The organism is Parafrankia discariae (assembly GCF_000373365.1).
GTDB classification, from domain to species: domain Bacteria; phylum Actinomycetota; class Actinomycetes; order Frankiales; family Frankiaceae; genus Parafrankia; species Parafrankia discariae.
In genome coordinates this window covers 38,761-58,924 of record NZ_KB891230.1, presented here as the reverse complement: position 1 = coordinate 58,924, position 20,164 = coordinate 38,761, and the positions used below count along the sequence as shown (strand labels likewise).

The following is a 20,164-nucleotide window of genomic DNA, read 5'->3' as shown; positions in this document are numbered from 1 at the left end:
GGCTGCCCGGGTGGTCGCGAGCCAAACCGGCGTGCCGATACCTCGGTAATCGGCACGTCGCCAGCTCGGTCAGCGCGCCCAGGCCGCTCCCGGCGGGTTGCTTGAACGGCTCGGACGAGGGCACACGGTGCCCGTGACCCGAGCCGCGCCCACGTCGCAGCGGACGGACCGGCCGAGGATCGCGCTCATCTGCGGCAACCTGGAGCCGGCGCGGGACGGAGTGGCCGACTACACGCTGCACCTGCGCGAGGCTCTCGGGCACCGGGCGGACGTCTGGCTGGCCACGGCCGGCCCGGCCGGTGCCGCCGAACCGGCCGCCGGCCCACGGCTGATAAAGGTGGCGGACGGATGGAACGCACGTGGCGTCGCGGCACTGGCGGGCGCGCTGCGCCGGCTTGCGCCGGATGTCGTCCACGTCCAGTTCGCGCCGTCCGCGTTCGGCTACTCACCGGCCGTCGGCCTGCTTCCCCTCCTGCTCCCCGCGAGCACGCGACTCGTCACGACCCTGCACGAATACGACTGGTGGAGCTGGCCGGCGCACGTACCGGACCGGCTGTGGCGGCTGGTCGAGCGGCGTCGCTGGTGGGACCGCGAGACCCTCGCCCTGGCGCCGCGAAGCAGCCGCGTCATCGTCACGAACGGCGCGCATGCGAGGGCGGTCCGAGGCAGGCTGGGAATCAGCCCGCGATCCGTTCCGGTGGGCGCGAATGTCATTCCGGATTCGCACGCGGACCGCCCCGCGGTGCGGCGGGTGGCGCGGTCGCGGCTCGGGCTGCCACCGGAGGCGCCCGTGTTGGCGTTCTTCGGCTTCGCCCATCCAGCGAAGGGCCTGCGATATCTCATCGAGGCGCTCGCGATGCTGGCTCCCGAGCACCCCGGCGTCCGCCTTGTGATCGCGGGCGGATTCGTCTCCCTGGCGCTGCGTGAGCCCGAGGCCAACGCCTTCCGACGCGAGCTCGAGGACGGAGCCCGCGAGGCGGGTGTGGCCGGCCGGGTGCTGATGACCGGTCACCTGCCGGCCGCGGAAGCCTCCGAGGTGCTGACCGCGGCGGACATCGCCGTGCTGCCCTTCACCGCCGGCGTGACGGCGAAAAGCGGCGCGCTGGCCGCGGTCGCGGCGCACGGCCTGCCGGTCGTGGTGACCGCGGCGGATCCCCCCGATCCGGCGTTGGTCGACGCCCGGACCGCGGTCGTCGTGCCCCGGGTCCGCGATGCCGGGGCGCTGGCCGTGGGCATCCGACGACTGCTGGTCGACGCGGACCTCGGCGCCCGGGTCCGGGCCGGTCTGGCGACACTGCTGGCCGACCGCGGCTGGCCGCGGATAGCCGACGCTCATCTGGAGCTCTACCGGGAATGCCGGGACGGAGGCACGGGCCGGGGGCGGCCAGCGCGGTTCCACGCCCGGTCTCCTGCCGGCGCGGCGCCTCCGGGCGGCCATGACAGTCCTGGTCACGGTGACTGAGCGGCCGGCCCGCGGGTCGCGGGCCGCGCTTCCCGCGCCTGGCGCCGCCCGCGACATCCTGGTCATCGAGCTGCTCGGTGGCTTCGGCGACCTGCTGCTGGCGCTACCGGCCCTGGAAGCCCTCCTGGCGGCGCATCCGCGGGCCCGGACGCGGGTCGTGACCTTCCTGCCCGGAGCCGACCTGCTGGCAGCCGATGATCGGCTGGACCGCGTGGTCGGAGTGACCGACCACAGCGGTGGCGGCGTCCGGGCCGCCGTGCGCGCCGAGATCACCCGGCGCCGCCCCGATCTCGCCGTCACGACCACCCGGCACAGTGGCATCCCGCGCCTGCTGTCCGATCTCGGGGTGGCCGCCGTCGACGATCTGTGGCGCGTGCCGCCGCCGGACGAGGCGGTCGACGCCCGCTTCGTCCGGCTGCTCGCCGTCGACGGTGTGATCGACGCGGCCTCCGCCGAACTCGACCGTGCGCGGTCAGGGCCTCTTTGGCTCACCGCCGCCGAACGGGCGCGGGGCAGGGAAACACTCGCCCAGGCGCTCACCCGGCGCGGGACGCTCCGCGGCACCGGCCCTCGCGGCCTGGACGCGGCGAGACGGTCAGCCGGCCTGGCCACGCAGGACTGTCCACCCGGCGGGCACCCACCGGTTGTCCTGGTTCCAGGGGCAGGCATGGCGATCAAGCGGTGGCCCGTCCACCGCTGGCGGCAGCTGGCCGACCGGCTGCTCACCGCTGGCTGGCCGGTGGCACGGCTGCCGTCGCCGGAGCCTCCGTCGGCGGAGCCCACGGTGCAGCGGGGGGAGCCGCAGGCCGAGCCCTGGCCTCCGGTGGCGGTGCTGCCGGCCATGGGCCTGCGGGAGGCGGCCGGGATGTTCGCGGCGCTCGCGGAACGCGGCGGCCTCGTGGTGGGCGGCGACACCGGGCCGTGCCGTCTCGCCGCCGTGATGGGCGCGAGAACCGTGGCTCTGTATGGACCGACGCTGGCGACCAGGTACGGACTTCACCGCGGCTGGACGGTCGATCTGCAGGGCCTGCCGGGCTGCTCCGTGCGCCGACCGACCGCGATCACCGACCAGGAATGCTGGTGGTCCGGGCGTTGCCCGCTGGACACCAGCGAGCCAGCCTGCCTGGCTGGTATCACGGTGCGGGATGTCCTGGATTCCGTCCGCGACCTAGTTGACTCTCGGTGATAGGGCCGCTTCTCCGTGTAGAGCCGTTTTCCCTGGTTGAGGTCGGGCACCACGGGGTGCGTGAGTCTCGACGTGATGGAGGCACCCCGGCCGGCACGAAGGGCGGCGGCCGTTCCGGCCCGGCCGGAGGCCGTGCTCTTCGACCGGGACGGGACGCTCTGCCGTGACGTCCCCTACAACGGCGATCCTCAGCGGGTCGTCCCCATGCCCGCCGCCGCGGCCGCGCTGCGCCAGCTGCGACAGCGCGGGATTCCCACGGCGGTCGTGTCGAACCAGAGCGGCATCGGGCGCGGCCTGCTGACCTGGGAGGCCGTCCACGCGGTCAACGCCCGGCTCGCGGCGGTGCTCGGCGGCGCGGTGGCCTTCCACGTCTGTCCGCACGTCCCGGCGGACGGGTGCGGCTGCCGCAAGCCCGCGCCCGGCCTGCTGGTGACGGCCTGCCACACCCTCGGCGTGCGACCGCCGCGCGTGGTCATGATCGGTGATATCGGCGCGGACATGGCCGCCGCGGCCGCCGTGGGCGCCCGCGGAGTGCTGGTGCCGACCCCGGCCACCAGGCGGGAGGAGATCGCCGCCGCGCCTGAGGTCGCCCCCGACCTGCTGGCCGCGCTCGCCCAGGCGTTCTCAGCTCCCCGCGGTCCCGCATGAGTACGCGGGTGCTGGTCGCGCGGCTCGACAGCGACGGTGACGTCCTGCTGTCCGGACCGGCGGTGCGCGCGGTGCGGGCGGGCGCGGGACAGGTGACCATGCTCGTCGGGCCGCGCGGCCGCGCGGCGGCGGGTCTGCTGCCCGGCGTCGACGACCTCATCGTCTGGCGCTGCCCCTGGATCGACCCCGAGCCGCCGCCCGTCGGACGAGCCGACATCGACGGGCTCGTCCGGCGACTGAGCGCGGGTGCGTTCGACGAGGCGCTGATCCTCACGTCGTCCCATCAGAGTCCGCTGCCCCTGGCGCTGCTGCTGCGCCTGGCCGGGATCCGGCGAGTCGCGGCGGCGAGTGAGGACTATCCGGGCTCCCTGCTCGACGTCCGCCACCGGCTGCCGGACAGTGGCCTGCACGAGGTCGAGCGTGCGCTGTCGACCGCGGCCGCGGCCGGATACCCGCTGCCCGCGGGGGATGACGGACGCCCCCGCGTCCGCGGGCCGATTCCGGACACCCAGCGGCTGACCGGCTCCCAGCCCTACCTTGTGCTGCATCCCGGAGCGTCGGTTCCCGCCCGGCGGTGGCAGCCCAGCCGCTTCACCGCTCTCGCCGCGGCGCTGGCCGGGAACGGCCATCGGGTGGTCGTCACCGGAGCTGCCGACGAGACCGCTCTGACGGCGTATGTCGCAGGTGCCGTTGGACGCGACCTGGGCGGGGCGACCGACCTGGTGACGCTCGCCGGGGTGCTGGCGGGCGCTCGCGCCACCGTCGTCGGCAACACCGGGCCGGCGCACCTGGCCGCGGCCGTCGGGACGCCGGTCATCTCGCTGTTCGCGCCCACAGTGCCGGCCGAACGCTGGGCGGCCTACTCCGACCGCGGGGTCGTCCTCGGCGATCTCGACATCGACTGCGCCGGGTGCAGAGCGCGTCTGTGCCCGGTGCCCGGCCACCCCTGCCTGTCGACCGTCACCGTCAGCGACGTGCTTGCCGCGGTCGAGGCGGTAACCCGCGACGCCGCCGGTGGGAACCGGCCCCTGGAGGCGACAGCATGAAGATCTGCATGGTCTCCGAGCACGCCAGCCCCCTCGCGCTCCTGGGCGGAGTCGACGCCGGCGGCCAGAACGTCCACGTCGCGGCCCTGTCCAGCGCCTTGGCGCGGCGCGGGGCACAGGTCGTCGTACACACCCGGCGCGACTCGCCCGGGCCGCCGCGCCGGGTTCCGCTGACGGACGGCGTCGAGGTCGACCATGTCCCGGCGGGGCCGACTCGTCCCGTTCCCAAGGACGACCTCCCGCCCTACATGGGCGGCTTCGCCGCGGACCTGCGCGACCAGTGGACGCGTGAACGGCCCGACGTCGTGCACGCCCACTTCTGGATGTCGGGAACGGCTGCACTGGCCGCCGCGCGGCCCCTGGGGATCCCCGTGGTGTTCACCAGCCACGCGCTGGGCGTGGTCAAGCGCCGGCACCAGGGCTCCAGGGACACTTCGCCCCCGGACCGGGTGCAGACCGAGGCAAGCCTGGTCAGGGAGGTCGACGCGATCGTCGCCACCTGCACCGACGAGCTGTTCGAGCTGGTCCGTCTCGGCGCGCCCGGCAACCGCGTCAGCGTCGTGCCATCCGGGGTGGACCTGGCTGCGTTCACGCCGCACGGACCAGCCGCCGCACGCGCTCCCGGCCGGTTTCGGGTCCTGTTCGTCGGCCGCCTCGTCGAGCGCAAAGGCATCGGGAACCTGATCGAGGCGGTCGCCGCGCTGCCGGGGACCGAGCTGCTGATCGCCGGCGGCTCGGACCGCTCCGAACTGGACCACGACGCCGAGGCCGGCCGGCTGCGCCGACTGGCCCGGCTTTCCGGCGCCGGTGACCGGGTAACGCTGCTCGGCCGGGTGGGGCGGGCCGAGCTGCCGGCGCTCTACCGGTCGGCCGACGTGGTCGCCTGCGTCCCGTGGTACGAGCCCTTCGGGATCGTCCCAGTCGAGGCGATGGCCTGCGGGGTGCCGGTGGTGGCCAGTGCCGTGGGCGGTCTCATCGACACCGTCGTCGACGGCGGGACCGGGCTGCACGTGCCACCCCGTTGCCCGGAACGGATCGTGGAGGCGCTCTCCGAACTCGCCGCCGACCCGGACGAGCGAGCGCGGCTGGGGGCCGCCGGAGCGCGACGGGCCCAGGCGCTGTTCTCCTGGGATCGCGTCAGTGCCCTGACGATGAACGTCTACCGGCGGCTGCGCGAGGCGCACGGCCAGGGTGGGAAGCGCGCCGGGATCCGGACCGGTGCACGTCGACCCGTCGGAACGCGGCCATGAGCCGGGGCCCCGTCGACAGCGACCGCTCCCGCCGCGACGACTCTCCTGGTTACCGCCCCGGCGACGCTGATCGCCACGTCCGGGAGCTGGCGGCGACGCTGCCCACGCTCGACGTCACCCGCCTGGAGCGGTGGGGCGCTCGGCTGGCCGGCCTGCTGCCCAACGGCGGACGTCTCCTGGTGGCCGGCAACGGCGGCTCGGCGGCCCAGGCACAACACCTGACAGCCGAGTTCGTCGGCCGCTTCCAGGACGAGCGACCGGCGATGTCGGCCATCGCCCTGCACGCTGACACCTCGTCGCTCACCGCGATCGGCAACGACTACGGCTACGACGAGGTCTTCGCCCGCCAGGTACGCGCGCACGGCCGACCCGGCGATGTGCTGATGCTGCTGTCGACCTCCGGGCGCAGCGCCAACCTGCTGCGGGCCGCCACGACCGCCGACAGGCTGGGACTGACCGTCTGGGCCCTGCTGGGCCCGCCGGGCAGCCCTCTGGCCGGACTGTGCCACGAGACTGTCGGCGTCGGCGAGACCGCCGAAGCCGGCATCGCCGGATCACGCCCGACTCCCTCCGTCCCCACCTCCACCGTGCAGGAGGTGCATCTGGTGGCCGTGCACCTGCTGTGCGCGGCGTTCGACGGCGCACTGGGCGCGGTGCGAGGCGCCGACCGAGCCGTAGCGGAGGATGGCCGTACCGCCGCCGAAGACGGCTTTCCGGGACGTGGTGGGAAGCGTCCCTCGGGCCAGCGGACATCTGGTGTCCGGCGACCGGGGCAAACACTCCGGACGGAGGGTGATCCGTCGACGGCACCGGGTAAGGGCAGGTCCGGGAGTCGGGGCGCCGGGCGACCCATCGTGGTGGTGGGCGACACCCTGCTCGACCGCGACATCAGCGGCCACGCCGCCCGGCTCGCTCCCGACGCGCCGGTGCCCGTGCTCGACGCCCTCGACGTGACCGAACGCCCCGGCGGCGCCGGCCTCGCCGCGATCCTGCTCGCAGGTGACGGCGCGCCGGTGACGCTGATCACCGCACTGGCCCGGGACAGCGCCGGACATCGGCTGGCGGCGATGCTCACCGAGGCGGGGGTGGAACTCGTCGACCTCGGCCTCACCGGAAACACCCCGAGCAAGATCTGGATCCGGGCCAGGGAACGGTCGCTGGTCCGGTTGGACGAGGGCGGGGAAGGCCAGGTGGAAGGTACCCTTCCCCTCGCGGTGCGCACCGCGCTCGACCGGGCCGCCGCAGTGCTCGTGTCGGACTACGGTCGCGGAGTCGCCGCCTCGCCGCCGCTGCGTTCCGCGCTCGCGCGGCGGGGCGGAGTCCCACTGGTGTGGGACCCACATCCGCGCGGTGCCGCGCCCCTGGCCGGCGCCACCCTGGCGACGCCGAACGCAGCGGAGGCGGCCGGCGCGGCCCCCGGCATCGACGGAGCGTCGCTGTCCGCCGTCTGCGCACGGGGACGGGCACTGACGGCTCACTGGGACGTCGGTGCTGTGGCGATCACCCTCGCCGAACGCGGCGCGATGCTGGTGACCGGGGGCAGCGCGCCCCCGCTTCTCACTCCGGCCCTTCCGGTCAGCGGCGGCGACGCCTGCGGTGCCGGGGACCGGTTTGCCGCGAGCGCGGCCGAGGCGTTCGCCGCCGGGCGGCTTCCCTCCGAAGCGGTGGCGGCCGCGACCCGGCAGGCCGGCGAGTTCGTCGCCGCCGGGGGCTCCGCGTCCGTCCATCCGCCCGGCGGTGGGCCCGCGGACCGCTGGCGGCCATCGCCCCGGCGGACAGACGGCGGTCCGCCGCGGGGGAGGAGCGACGGGCGCGCCGTGGCGGCCGCGGTACGGGCGCGGGGCGGCACCGTCGTCGCGACAGGCGGCTGCTTCGACCTCCTGCACGCCGGTCACGTAGAAGTCCTGCGTGCCGCCCGTTCACTGGGCGACTGCCTGGTGGTCTGCCTGAACAGTGACGACTCGGTGCGCAGGCTCAAGGGCCCGGGCCGCCCGCTCGTCGGTGCGGCGGACCGCGCGGCAGTGCTCCGGGGGCTGGACAGCGTCGACGCTGTGATGATCTTCGACGAGGAGACGCCCGCGCGGCTGCTCGCCGACCTGCGCCCGGACATCTTCGCCAAGGGCGGTGACTACGCGGTGACCCACCTCCCGGAAGCCGGAATCGTCGCGTCCTGGGGTGGCCAGGCGGTCGTCCTGCCGTACCTGGCCGGCCGTTCCACCTCGACCCTCATCAGAGAGGCGGTGCGCCGTGGCAGCAGCTGACGGTGACCAGCAGATCCCGGAGACACCGGGAGCAGCCGGAACACGGGTGGGATCGGACCCCGCTGGGCCGGGCACAGTCCTGATCACCGGCGGGGCGTCCGGGCTCGGCGCGGCGACGGTCGCCGCGGTCCGCGCGGCCGGCGGGCGCCCCCTGGTCCTGGACCGGATCCCGACACCGGGCGTGCCGGAAACCGATCACGAAGTCGTCGACCTCGCCGCCACCCGTGACGCCGAGGCGGCGGTACGCGCCCTCGTCGACCGCACAGGCGGACAGCTGGACGGCGTCTTCACCGCCGCGGGAATTGACACGCCCGCACCACTGGATGAACTGGACGGTGCCGCCTGGGAACGCATCGTGGCGGTGAACCTGCTGGGAACCGCCGCCGTGGTACGCGCGGCGCTCCCCTATCTGCGCCCCGGCCGCGACCAACGGGCCGGCGACGGCACGAGCGGCAACGGCGCGACCGGCCGGATCGTGACCTGCGCGTCGACCCTTGGTCTCCGCGTCGCGGGGGACGCCTCCGCGTACTGCGCCTCGAAGTTCGGCGTGGTCGGCCTCACCCGGGCCCTCGCCGAGGAGCTCAAGGGCCAGGTCGGGGTCACCCTCCTGGTACCGGGCGGCATGTCGACCGCCTTCTTCGACGACCGCGACGAGCAGTACAAGCCCGGGCCCGACGCGAAGCTGAACCGTCCCGAGGACGTGGCCGCCGCCGTCGTGTTCGCGCTGGGGCAGCCACCGGGATGTGAGATCAGAGAGATCGTGATCACGTCGTCGTGGGAGACGTCCTACCCGTGAGCCGAAAGCGTCAGGCACCGCGGCCGGCGGGGCGCGGCCGGCGGTTGGCCGAGCGCCGCGCCCGGCCGCCCCGGGCTCCCGGCGCGCTGTCCTCGGTCTCGGCAGCCTGCGAACCGGCAGCCTGCGAACCGGCCGCGGGCACCGTCGTCGCCCTGCGCGCCCTGGGACTGGGGGACCTTCTCACCGCCCTTCCCACGCTCCGCGGCCTGCGCCGCCACCTGGTTTCCGAACTGCCCGGGCACCGGCTCCTGCTCGCCGGACCGGCCTGGCTCGAACCCGTGGCCATGCTCTCCGAAGCTGTCGACGGCCTGGTGCCGGCAGACCCACTCGGACCGGTGGCGGTAACGGCACCCACGCTGGCGGTGAACCTGCACGGGCGAGGGCCTGAGTCCACGGAGACGTTGAGGCAGACCGGTCCATCCTCCTTGTGGGCCTTCGACCTGCCAGGCGGGTGCCCCTGGGAGCCACCGACGCTCGCGCGGGCCGGCAGCGCGGACGAGCATGAGGTGTCTCGATGGTGCCGGCTGCTGGCGGCATACGGGGTGAGTTGTGATCCCACGGAACTCGGGCTACAGGTGCCGCCTGGCCTGCCGCCGGTTCGCGGCGGGTGGGCGCGAGACCCGACCGCCACCCGCGCCGCTCGACGCAGAGAAACCACTGGTCGCGGAGAAGGGAGCGCGCCTTGTCCGACTGTCATCCATCCAGGCGGTGCGGCTCCCGCCCGGCGGTGGCCCGGGCGCCGATGGGCGGCCGTGGCCCGGCAGCTCGCCCGTGACGGCCACCAGATCGCTCTCACGGGCTCCGCGGCGGAACATGGCCTCGCCCTGCGGGTGGCCACGGCCGCCGGACTTCCCCATCCACGGTGCTGGCCGGAAGGCTGGACCTCGTCGCGCTCTGTGCCCTCGTCGCGCGTTCCCACCTGGTGCTGAGTGCCGACACCGGAGTCGCGCACCTCGCTACCGCCTACCGGAAACCTTCAGTAGTGCTGTTCGGGCCCGTCTCGCCAGCCGAGTGGGGACCGCCCCCCGAACGGCAGGAGCACCGCGCCCTGTGGGCCGGGCACCACAGTGATCCCCGGAGCGGGACACCCGCCCCGGGGTTGCTCGCGCTCACCGTCGATCAGGTCCTGCGTGAGGTCACCAGCCTGGAGCAGGCCGCATGGCCTCGTACGACGAGCGGTACGGGCCCGTGATCCGGCAGCGTCACGGAGGAGATCACGAAGTGTGGCTGACTTCCTGAGACACGACGTTCGGGAGTCCGTCCTTGATTATGACGCCTACGTCCAGCCGTCCAGCCGTCCAGCCGTCCAGCCGTCCAGCCAGCTCGGCCGCGGCGGTGAACTCGCGGTCGTCCGGCTCATCACCAGGGTGGTCGGGCGTTCGACCCTCGGCGAGCTCAGCACCTTCCAGCTCCTGATCTATGTGACCATGGGTGACCTGGTGCGGCAGGCCATCACTCAGCAGGACTATTCGGTCACCTCCGGAGTGCTCGCGGTCAGCGTCTTCGCAGTTCTCGCGATCGCTCTCTCCGCCGCGAACGCGCGCTGGCCGGCGGTGCGGACCGTCACGCATGGGATCCCGGTCGTCGTCATCGGGCAGGGGATCGTGGTTGTGCGGATCAGCCGCGCGACCCGCTGGCCCCCTGGGGACGAACCCGTGCCGGATGAAGGCCGCATACCGGGCATTTCAAAGGCGCGCAGTCGATGACTTGAGGTGAATGCTTAGCTGACCTACCGTCATCGTCGCCGGTAGAAAGGTAGTTCAACCAACCATGTAAGGTAGTTGATTAATCACTCTGTGTGCCCCCAACGGGATTCGAACCCGTGCTACCGCCTTGAAAGGGCGACGTCCTGGGCCGCTAGACGATGGGGGCAGCGGACCGGAGATGCGGCGGCGGATGATCCACCACAGCGCCGGGCTTCAGAACAGGGCAAGCATAGGGGATCGTCCGCTCCGCCGACAAACGCGTGCCGCCGGTGGGTGGCCGGAGGCCGCGCCGCCGGTCACGCGGGCGGAGACTGTGATGGGGCGACCGCGCGTCCCGGGGGCGGACCGAGCGCGGGGCGTGGGTCGGCCCGGCGGTAACGCGACCGGAAGAAGGCCCGCACCGGACGTCCGCCGATCGAGATCGTGTGTTCGATGGGCCCCGGGGCCGCCGGGCGTCGGGAGGCGACCTCCAGCGACGGCGTGACGTCGAACGACAGCGTGACGTCGTCGGAGCTCGCTCGGGATGTGTTCGGGTCGTAGACCCGCAGCCTGACCCGGTTTCCGCGCTGCTCGTAGGCGTAGGCGAGGACCTGGTGGTTCAGGCCGAGGCGCAGCGGGTCCGCCGAGCGGGTGGTGATGACGCCGAGCGGGCTGAGCAGTCCGCGCTCCAGGTCGAGGCGGATCCGTGGCCACTCCCGCTCGACGCTGATCCGCCCGACGCCGGGGCGGGTCAGTGGGCCGCGGGTCAGATCGGTGTCGGCCGCGCTCGTCAGGCGGTAGTAGCGGTAGACCCCGCGCGGGATGTCGAAGCTGTCGAAGAGCCTGCGCACGATGTAGCGGTAGAGGGGGGTCCCGGCGGCCGGTGGGCTGGTGATCTCCGGGGGCTCGACGCCGAACTCGAACAGGTCGCGGACGGCGTAGACCATCCCGCCGCACAGACCACGGCTGGCGTCCCCGATCGGCACCGCGCCGAGGCCCGCGACCGGGATCCGCAGGACGGGCTGGCGGGGGAAGGAGTTGGTGAAGCCGAGGGCGTGGGTGCTCGGGAGGAAGCCCGGCACGGCCGCGCCCCGCTCGCCGGACCGCTCCCGCGCCGCCTCGTCCCGGGTGGTGCCGTCGCCTGTCTTCCCGTCGGTCACGGTTCCATTTTCGTCGTCCGGGTTCGCTTCCAGCGGGGTCTCCGGGGTGGAGGTCGTCAGGAACCTCGGCGCGGCCGGCGTTCGCGGTGCCGGCCCGCGGGTGCCCCGGTCACCTGTGGGGGTGCGGGCGGGACGGCGGGGAGCCGTACCGATCCGGTGGGAGCGAGGATGGCGGGACGGCGGGTGGCGAGCGCGGCGCGGACGGTCTCGGTCAGGCTCGTGGGGGTGAACGGCTTGGGCAGGTAGGCCACGCCGAGGTCACCACCGCCGTCGGAGAGCATCCCGCGGCTGTAGGCGGAGGTGAAGACGACGGGCAGGTCCGGGAACATCCGGGTCAGTTCCTCGGCGAGCTGACGGCCGTTGCGGCCGGGGAGGATCACGTCGGTGACGAGCAGGTCGATGGAGGTCAGCCGGCGGGCGAGCGTCCGCGCGGCCCGACCGTCGGCCGCGCAGATCACCCGGTAGCCGGCGCCGCGCAGGACCCGTTCGGCCAGGCGGCGGACGGCGTCGTCGTCCTCGGCGAGCAGGATGGTCGCGCAGCCCCAGGCCGGCCGGGCGGTGTCCGGCCGGTGCCGGCCGTCCGGGACGTCCGGTCGCCCCGCCAGACCCGCCAGGCTCGCCGGCGCCACCGGGGCGGGGCGGTTGGTCCGCGCCGCGTCGCGTGGCCGGCCGCTCAGGTCGGCGCCGGTGTCGCCTCGGGCGTGGTCCTCGACCGTGCCGCCGGCCGGCCTGACCGCAGGGCCGGGCGCGGTGAACGTGGTCTCGATGTGCGTGGCTTCGGTGTGTGCCGCTCCGATGAGCGCGGGCTCGGCGCGGCTCGGCGCGGCGCGGGTCGGCTCAGCACGGACGGGCTCGGTCAGGACGGGCGGCTCGGTCAGGGCGGGTTCGACGAGTGCGGGTTCGACGAACGCGGGGAGGTCGACCCGGAACGTGGCGCCGAGCCCCGGGACGGAGTCGACCTCGACGGTGCCCTCGGCCTGGCGCACGATCCCGTACACGGTCGCGAGCCCGAGGCCGGTTCCCTTGCCGGGGTCCTTGGTGGTGAAGAACGGCTCGAAGATGCGGGCCCGGACGTGCTCGGGCATGCCCTGCCCGGTGTCGGCGACCGTCAGCCGCACGCGCCGCCGCGCCGCGGCGTCGGGCCGGCCCGCGGCGGGGATGTCGTCGACGACGACCACCCGGATGAACAGCCGTCCGCCGTCGGGCATCGCGTCTCGGCTGTTGACGACCAGGTTGACCAGTACCTGTTCGAGCTTCCCGCGGTCGACGCGGACGGTCGCGGGCCGTACCGAGGGCATCACGACCAGTTCGATGTCCTCGCGGATGAGGCGGCGCAGCATCTCCTCCAGCCCGCGCACCAGGTCGTTGAGGTCGACCGGCCCCGGGGAGACGTCGACGGTGCGGGAGAAGGCGAGGAGCTGGGTCGTCAGGCCGGTGGCGCGCGCGGCCGCGTCGCGCACCGCGGTCAGGTCCCGCTGGACACCGTCGTCGAGGTCGCCGCGTGCCAGCACGAGCGTGGCGTAGCCGTCGATGACGGTGAGCAGGTTGTTGAAGTCGTGCGCGATGCCGCCGGCGAGCTGGCCGAGGGCGTCCAGTCGTTGGGCCTGGCGCAGCTGCGCCTCGATGTTCTTCTGCTCGGTGATGTCGGTGACGATCGCGAGCGTCCCGTCGGCGGCGCCGGCCGGCCCGAGCCGGGCGGTGAGCGCGACCTGGGCGCAGACCTTGCGGGAGTCGGAGTGCCGCAGCGCGATCTCGAGGCGGCGGACGGCGCCGGCGCGCACCGCGTCCAGTGCGGCCGTGATCTCGGCGCGGTCGGTGTCGGACACCAGGTCCGTGAACCGGGTGCCCAGCGGTGTACCGCCGACGATCGCGGCGAACCGCGCGTTGCGGTAGGTGATGTGCCCGTCCGGGCCGAGCAGGACGACGCCGTCGGCCGTCGTCTCGACGATGCCGCGGTAGCGCTCCTCGCTCTCCCGCAGGGTCCGCTGGGTGGCCTCCCGCAGGCGAAGATCCTCGAAGAGCGCGGTACCGCGGACGAGCGCCGGAAACCGGCTCCGCAGCGTCCAGTACCAGACACCGACGGTCGCGGTGACGACGTCCCAGGCGGTGGTGAGGAACTGGACGTCGATCAGTCTGCGGTCGGCCGGCCCAACGGGGGCCTCGCCATACCCACCGCCGCCCAGCCCGCCGGCCGGTCCGCCGCCGTGGCCGCCGCCGTGCGTGGCCGGGCCGGTGGCGTGCGGGAGCTGGAAGATGTGCGAGCCGTGCCCGATCGCGCAGGTGAAGAAGATGGCGGCGGTGGCCAGGCCGAGCGGGTTGTTGCGCCACTGGCCCGACCGCCACAGGCCGCGCGCGATCGACAGGCAGATCGCGAGGTAGGCGGCCGTCGTCGCGGCGTTGGCCAGGGTCGCCGTCGCCGAGCCGTTCACGGACTGTGGTCCTGGAACGTCGGCCACCGGGCCGGGCCGGATTCCCGGTTCTCGGGTACGCGGACGGCGGCTCTCGGGACGTGAATCGTTGACATGAGGTCACATCGGGTTGCATTGCATGCTGTTTGAGTACTTGAATAGGTACTTCTGGTGATGGACTCCCCCACGGCACCTCATCCTGCTCTGTTCCGGGGCAGGGTTGAAGGAGAGCCACCGTGGTCCGAGTCGTGCCTTTTTCCCTGGGGGACAGCCGGATTTCCCTGGGAGACAGTCGGATTTAGCTGGGAGACGGTCAGAAGCGCGGGAGATACGCGGAGGGCACGGCGGTTATCCGATGCCGGCCTGGCTGCGCGATGTAGAGCGTCCCGTCGGGGCCGACGGCGACCTGCTTCGGGTCAAGGACGGGCACCTCGCCCGACCGCGCCGCGGCGACGGCGACCCTGCCGTCCGGGCCGACCGCCAGGCCGAACGGGCTCTCCACCCGCAGGTGCACGACAGCGCGGGCCGTCGGGGCGGGCCGGGCGCTCCGCCCCGACGGCCCCGGCGCGGGCCGGTCGGCACGGGGCGGGCGCCGTCCCGCCCACCGGCGCAGCAGGCCCTCGCGCCGGGTGGCCGGCGAGTCCGCGGTGCCGCTTCGCCGATCCGCCGCGGCGCCCCGCCCCTTGGGCAGGATGGCCGGACCCTCGGTGGGGGAGGCGGCGTCGTCGGCGAGTGCGGCGGTGGGCGCGACGGTGCCGGCAGCGCCGGTGGGGACGGCGGAGCCGGCGGGTGTGGCGGTGGCGGTGCTGGTGGGGATGGCGGTGTCGGGTCCGGCCCGCGGTGACGTGGTCGCGGCGACGCGGACGACGTCCGGCAGATGGACCGGTACGGGGCAGGCCGACAGCCAGGCGGGGCCGAAATCCCGCGCGGCCGCGGCGGCGAGGTCGAGCGCGAAGTCGAGCGCGCTCTGCTGGCGCCGCGCAGGGTCGGGGTCGAGCGCCCGCACCACGACCCCGCCGACGGCCGGCGGTGTCGACCCGGGCGGCGGCGGCCGGAACCCACGCAGGTGCTGCTCGGCGAGCTCGACGGGGGAGAGCCGGCGGGAGAACGGTGTCCGCCCCGACAGCAGCTCGTAGAGCACCGTCCCGAGCGCGTAGAGGTCGGTCGCCGGCCGCAGCGGGGCTCCGGTGAACTGCTCCGGCGCCATGTAGACGGGGGTGCCGACGATCGTGTTGCCGCGGCCGGTCGTCGTCTCCACGATCTTCGCGATGCCGAAGTCGGTGATCTTCAGGGTGTGGTCGGCGGTGAAGAGCACGTTGTCGGGCTTGATGTCACGGTGGATCACCTGGCTGCGGTGCGCCTCGTCCAGCGCGGTGGCCATCGCCAGGCCGAGCGCGACCACCTCCGCCATCGCCAGCCCGCGCGCGGCCCGAGCCCGCAGCATCCCACCGTCGCAGAGCTCCATGACGATCATGCAGAGGTCGCGCCGCTCGACGTAGTCGAAGACCCGGATGATGTGCGGATGGGTGAGCCGGGCGAGCAGGCGTGCCTCCGCCGCGAAGACCTCCCGGCCCACCCCGAGCCCGGAGGCGGTGTCGGCCAGCTCCGGTACCAGGATCTTGATCGCGGCCGGCCGTTCGAGCCGGACGTGCCGGGCGGCGAACACCAGGCCGAACCCGCCCGTCCCGATCAGGTCGCCGACCTCGTAGCCGGGCAGCGCGGCCTCGATGTGCGCGCGGTCGACGATCACACCCGACTGGCCGCCGGGGCCGTCGCCGCTGAGACTGCCGCCGTCGAGACTGTCGTCGCCGCCGAGGCGGCTGACGGCACCGCGGCGGTCGCGGTCACAGCGGTGGCGGAACAATCACCCACAGACCGGATCGTAGGGCAGATCAGGTAGGAAACGTCGCCACTCCTCGGCCGTGATGCCCACCCCCGCCCGCTCGCAGATCCTGGCCCGCACCCGGTCGACGTCGAGGTCCCACACCACCGCGGGCACGGTGAAGGTCACGCCGACCAGCCGCTCGCCGTCCAGGGTGTAGATGATCTCCCCGACGCCGGCCTCGCTGCCCGCGGACCGGGTGAGCTTCTCGACCAGCTTCGGGGAGTCGCGGTCCGTCACGTCCCACACCCGCACGGTGTTGTCGTTGCTGCCAGTGGCGAGCTGCGAGCCGTCCCGGCTGAACGCGACGCTGGTCACGGACGTCGAATGGCCCGGCAGGTCCGCGATCTGGCGTGGTGCGCGCAGGTCGGTGACGTCCCAGAGCATCGCGAACGGGTTCGCGCCGCCGGCGGCGAGGGTCCTGCCGTCGGGGGAGAAGCGGACATCCCAGACCCCGGCCGGGAACTCGGGCAGTTCCGAGATCAGCCGGAGCCGCCGCGGGTCCGACACGTCCCAGAGCTTGACGGAGCGTTCCGCCGCGGTCAGGAGGGTCCGCCCGTCCGGAGAGAAGTTCAGGTCACGGACACTGGACCGGTGGGCGACCACCGAGGCGAGCCGCCGTGGGTGGGCGAGGTCGGTCACGTCCCAGGTCTCGACCCTGGCCTGGAAGGCGGGTTCCGGCGGGGCGTTGAGGCCGCCGGTCGCGAGAGTCCCGCCGTCCGGGCTGAACCAGACCTTCGCCGTGCCGCCGGGTAGTCCGGGCACGTCCGAGATCCGGGACGGCTTCGCCGGGTCGCGGATGTCGTAGAAAACGATGTTCTTGCCCGTGCCCACGGCGAGGACGTTCCCGTCCGGGCTGAAGGCCGACGAGCCCGTCGGGTCGTTCTCGCCCTTCGTCACGTCGGTGAGAACGTGCAGCTTGCGCGGGGCGTAGGGATCCTGGACGTCCCAGAGCTCGACCGCCTTGTCGGTGGTGATCGCGACAATGCCGGTGACCGGGTTCAGCACGACGTCCTCCTGGGCGCCGTCGCGCCCGATCAGCGCCGGGCCGGGTATCTCCCAGATCCGCAGCGAACCGTCCACCGACACCGAGGCGAGCCGGTGGCCGTCCGGGCTGAAGGCCACATCCCAGACCGTGGCGCCCTCGTCCAGGAAGGTCAGGCTGTACTGATCGACGTCGACGTCGAAGATCGGAACTCCCACGTACCGGAACCCGCCCACGGCGACCAGACCACTCACCGGGTCCACGCCGAGACCCGTCATCGGCGCGTTCCCCGCCCCGGCCCGGCCGGCGTACGCCAGGTGCGTCAGGTCCGGCCCGGTGAACTCGCGGATGTAGCCGCCGTCCCCGGCGGTGTAGACGGTGTGGCCGTCACCGCCGAACGAGACCGCCCGGATCGGGCCCGCGCCGTCCGTGCTGGGCCCACCGTCCTCGACGAGAACCTTCAGCGGCCGCGGACTGCTCGGATCACTGATCGACCACAGCAGGGCCGAGCCACCCTCGTCCCCGGCGACCAGGAACGCGCCGTCCGGGCTGAACTCCAGCGCCACCACCTGCGCCAGGTGCAGGAAAAGCTGTCCCTCCTTCGCCGGATGGGCCGGGTCGGACACGTCGTAGAGGTACGCTGACTTCCCGTAGCCACCGACGGCGAGACGATCAGACGACGGATCGAACGCCAGGCCGTAGACCTCCGAATCCGCCTTCGGCAGCGTCGCCAGCAGGCGTGGCCTCGCCCGGTCGGTGATGTCCCACAGCTTCGCCAGCCCGTCGGTGCCACCGGTCGCCAGCACCGTCCCGTTCCGGTTGAAAGCCACCGCCTTCACCGCCCGACCATGCCCGCCACCACGCTCGTTCGGGATGCGTGCGAGGGGCGTGAGCCGCCGCGGATCGGTCGCGTCCCACAGCGCGGCCGTCCAGTCGTCGCTGCCCGTCGCGAGTAGCCGACCGTCCCGGCTGTAGGCCACCGTCCCGACCGACTTGGAATGCGCCTGGTACCGCGTCGGCACCCCGCCCCCGCCGTTGAATGACCACAGGACGGCCCCGCGTGCCTCCGGTGTGTCCGCCGTGCGCAACGCGACCAGGCTGAGCTGGGCGGCCAGCGCCGGATTGTCCCGCCGGGCGGACTCCGCCTGGGTCGCGATCCGCTGCGAGAGCGCCCGGTCCCGAGCCCGTCCCGACGCGTTGCTCTGCTGGAACGTCAGACCCGCCAGCGACGCGGCGACGAGCAGCAGGACGGCCAGCGCCGCCGCGAGCTGGCGCAGCCGCCGGGTCCGGCGTGCCGCCGCCCGCTGCTGCTCCGCCTCGGCGCGGACGCTCGCGTCGAAGAACCGCCTGGTCGTCGCGTCGACGTCCTGCTTACGATCCTGATCGCGGTTCGGGTCGCCATCCCGGCGGTCGTTGGGGTCGCCGTTCGGGTCGTCGTCCATCCACTCGCGGGCCGCGGCGAGCCGCGAACCGGTGAACAGATAGGACGGATCCCGCCCGCCCCGCTCCCACACCTCGGCGGCGTCGCGGAGCTGCTGCAACGCCACAGCGCCGGCCCGGTCCAGGTCCATCCACTCGCGCAGGCGCGGCCAGGAACGCGGCAACGCCTCGTGCGCGATCTGCAGAGTGTCCCGGTCCCCCTCGGCGTCGGCCTCGACGAGACGCGCGGCGACCAGCGCGTCCAGGACCGTCGCCGACTCCGGCCCCGGCACCTCCGCGAGCAGCGCGGCCCGCCGCATCCTGCGACGGGTGTCCGCACCGTTCTCCCCGAGCCGGATCATGCGCATCAGCAGCGGCCGGACGGCCTGCTGGGCGGCCACGTCCAGACTCGTGTAGGCCGCCTCGGCGGTCTGGGCGATGGCTCCGGTCAGCCCGCCGACACGCAGATAATCGGCGACGGTCAGTGCCTCGCCCGCCCGGGCGAACCAGGTCGCGCGCAGCGCGTGGGCCAGCAACGGCAGCGAACCCGGATCGGCCACGAACCCGGAACCGAACCCGAGGCTGTGACTGGTGCCGGTGCCGGTGCCGGTGCTGTGACTGGTGCCGTGGCCGGGACCCTGGTCGCTCCCGGCGATCCCCGTGCCGGCGGCGGCGCCGAGATCGCGCAGCACGAGCTCGACCAGCCCGGGCTCGACGTCCCCACCCGCGGCCCGAGCCGGATTCACCACGATCTCGCGGATGTCGGCAGCCGCCATCGGCCCGACCACGACCTGGTTGACCTGCAGGACCTCGACGAGTTCGGGGAAGGACGCACACGTCCCGTAGAAGTCCGCCCGCAGGCCGATCACGACGACCGCCCCGCCCGCCGCGGTCGCGCACAGGGCCCGGACGAACGCCTCCCGCTCGCCCTGGTCGACGCAGAGCGTGAAAACCTCCTCGAACTGGTCGACCGCGATCATCATCCGCGGTTCGTGCCGTCCGTATTGCTTCGTGGTCTCGTCACCGTCAGGGGCGGACCGAGGCTTGGCGTCCGCGGCGCGCGTGCCGCGCGCGGCGCCGGCGGCGAGCAGCTCACGGACGATCTCGCTGAGCCGCTCCGGCTCCCGGCGCAGGCTGTCACCCAGCATCCGCGCCATCGTCGGCATCCCGGTCGCCTCGACAACCCGCTGGACGAGCGCCTCGAGCGGATGCTCGCCCGGTGTCATCACCAGCCGCGGCCAGCTCCGCGAGCCGGGAAGCGCCTCGCGCGCGAGGGCGGGCAGGAGCCCGGCGCGCAGCAGCGATGACTTCCCCGACCCCGAAGCGCCGACGAGCACCAACGGCCCTACCCGCGAGGCCCCCGAGGCGACCCGCGCCACCAGGTCCGCGACCATCCGCTCACGCCCGAAGAACCACCGCTCACTCGACTCGTCGAAGCCGCGCAGCCCCGGGTACGGGCAGGCCGCCGAGTACGCACTGGTCGGTGGCCTCGCCGGGTACCCGTCGATGATCTGCGTGGGCGCCGCCTGGGACTCGACCAGCGGCGGCGTGCGCAGCTCCGCCGCGTTCCCGGCCACCGTGTGAGGGGTCCGCTGGTCCGGCCGGGCCGCGGCGCCCGGTGTGTGCTCACCGGAACCGTGCGGTCCGCCACGCTCCGGGCGCTCGGATGTCATGACCTCACCCGTCTCAGGGGCAATGGGTCGATCGGACAACGTCACCGATTGTGGTCTATCGCCGACTTTGACCGCACATCAGTCACCTACGCGACAGACGGCCCTCCCTGACTCCGGGCCTCCCTGACTCGGACAGCGACCGTCGACAGTCGACCCGGCGCTCGTGCGCCCGCGCGAGGGCCTGGCCCGGAGCTCGACGGTCCAGGGGATCTTGGCTCGCGGATTGATCATGTGTTGGGAAAACTTCCTGTCCCCCACAGCCCGGATGGGTCGCATCGTCCTGTAGCATGACCTCCAGTTCCT

Annotated in this window: 14 protein-coding genes and 1 tRNA gene; 10 read left to right on the top strand and 5 right to left on the bottom strand. The window is 73.6% G+C overall.

Translation table 11 applies throughout. The features are described 5' to 3' along the window. The first annotated feature begins 127 nt into the window (after positions 1-127). The 10 genes from B056_RS0121420 (at position 128) to B056_RS44595 (ending at position 10,355) form a co-directional block, all read left to right on the top strand. Positions 128-1,462 carry a glycosyltransferase gene (locus B056_RS0121420; RefSeq protein WP_035752293.1) on the top strand — a complete coding sequence of 445 codons (1,335 nt, stop codon included), beginning with the start codon at positions 128-130 and terminating at the stop codon, positions 1,460-1,462. Then, a complete protein-coding gene (locus B056_RS0121415) occupies positions 1,455-2,648 on the top strand; it encodes a glycosyltransferase family 9 protein (RefSeq protein ID WP_018503908.1) in 1,194 nt (397 codons plus the stop codon). Before B056_RS0121420 ends, B056_RS0121415 begins: the two co-directional genes overlap by 8 nt. Positions 2,649-2,708: 60 nt before the next feature. Further along, entirely contained in the window at positions 2,709-3,296 is a 588-nt protein-coding gene (locus tag B056_RS0121410) for an HAD family hydrolase (protein WP_018503907.1), read from the top strand. Continuing rightward, entirely contained in the window at positions 3,293-4,342 is a 1,050-nt protein-coding gene (locus tag B056_RS0121405) for a glycosyltransferase family 9 protein (protein WP_195905937.1), read from the top strand. The genes B056_RS0121410 and B056_RS0121405 overlap by 4 nt, the downstream gene beginning before the upstream one ends. Next, a complete protein-coding gene (locus B056_RS0121400; RefSeq protein ID WP_018503905.1) occupies positions 4,339-5,592 on the top strand; it encodes a glycosyltransferase in 1,254 nt (417 codons plus the stop codon). The genes B056_RS0121405 and B056_RS0121400 overlap by 4 nt, the downstream gene beginning before the upstream one ends. Then, entirely contained in the window at positions 5,589-7,853 is a 2,265-nt protein-coding gene (locus tag B056_RS40895; RefSeq protein ID WP_018503904.1) for a PfkB family carbohydrate kinase, read from the top strand. The genes B056_RS0121400 and B056_RS40895 overlap by 4 nt, the downstream gene beginning before the upstream one ends. Before the next feature lie 46 nt (positions 7,854-7,899). Continuing rightward, positions 7,900-8,649: an SDR family oxidoreductase gene (locus B056_RS0121390; protein ID WP_018503903.1), complete on the top strand. Its 750-nt coding sequence runs from the start codon at positions 7,900-7,902 to the stop codon at positions 8,647-8,649. 284 nt (positions 8,650-8,933) lie between these two features. Continuing rightward, complete coding sequence (locus B056_RS40890) at positions 8,934-9,578, top strand: glycosyltransferase family 9 protein (RefSeq protein ID WP_268258385.1); 645 nt, start codon at positions 8,934-8,936, stop codon at positions 9,576-9,578. Continuing rightward, positions 9,512-9,841, top strand: coding sequence for a glycosyltransferase family 9 protein (locus B056_RS45440; RefSeq protein WP_018503902.1), 330 nt, complete (start codon positions 9,512-9,514; stop codon positions 9,839-9,841). Before B056_RS40890 ends, B056_RS45440 begins: the two co-directional genes overlap by 67 nt. 166 nt (positions 9,842-10,007) lie before the next feature. Then, a complete protein-coding gene (locus tag B056_RS44595) occupies positions 10,008-10,355 on the top strand; it encodes a hypothetical protein (protein WP_407672409.1) in 348 nt (115 codons plus the stop codon). A gap of 93 nt (positions 10,356-10,448) precedes the next feature. Here the strand turns inward: B056_RS44595 and B056_RS0121370 are convergent. The 5 genes from B056_RS0121370 to B056_RS0121350 all read right to left on the bottom strand — a co-directional run bounded on the left by B056_RS0121370 (position 10,449) and on the right by B056_RS0121350 (position 19,861). Then, positions 10,449-10,521 (bottom strand) — tRNA-Glu (locus B056_RS0121370). Between the two features lie 130 nt (positions 10,522-10,651). Beyond that, positions 10,652-11,494, bottom strand: coding sequence for a hypothetical protein (locus B056_RS0121365; protein WP_018503900.1), 843 nt, complete (start codon positions 11,492-11,494; stop codon positions 10,652-10,654). Between the two features lie 56 nt (positions 11,495-11,550). Further along, on the bottom strand, positions 11,551-13,923 hold the full coding sequence (locus B056_RS0121360; RefSeq protein WP_018503899.1) for a hybrid sensor histidine kinase/response regulator: 2,373 nt from the start codon (positions 13,921-13,923) through the stop codon (positions 11,551-11,553). Positions 13,924-14,215: 292 nt separating this feature from the next. Further along, positions 14,216-15,766: a serine/threonine-protein kinase gene (locus B056_RS37475; RefSeq protein ID WP_076784746.1), complete on the bottom strand. Its 1,551-nt coding sequence runs from the start codon at positions 15,764-15,766 to the stop codon at positions 14,216-14,218. Further along, complete coding sequence (locus tag B056_RS0121350) at positions 15,767-19,861, bottom strand: NACHT and WD repeat domain-containing protein (RefSeq protein ID WP_018503898.1); 4,095 nt, start codon at positions 19,859-19,861, stop codon at positions 15,767-15,769. Between the last annotated feature and the right edge of the window lie 303 nt (positions 19,862-20,164).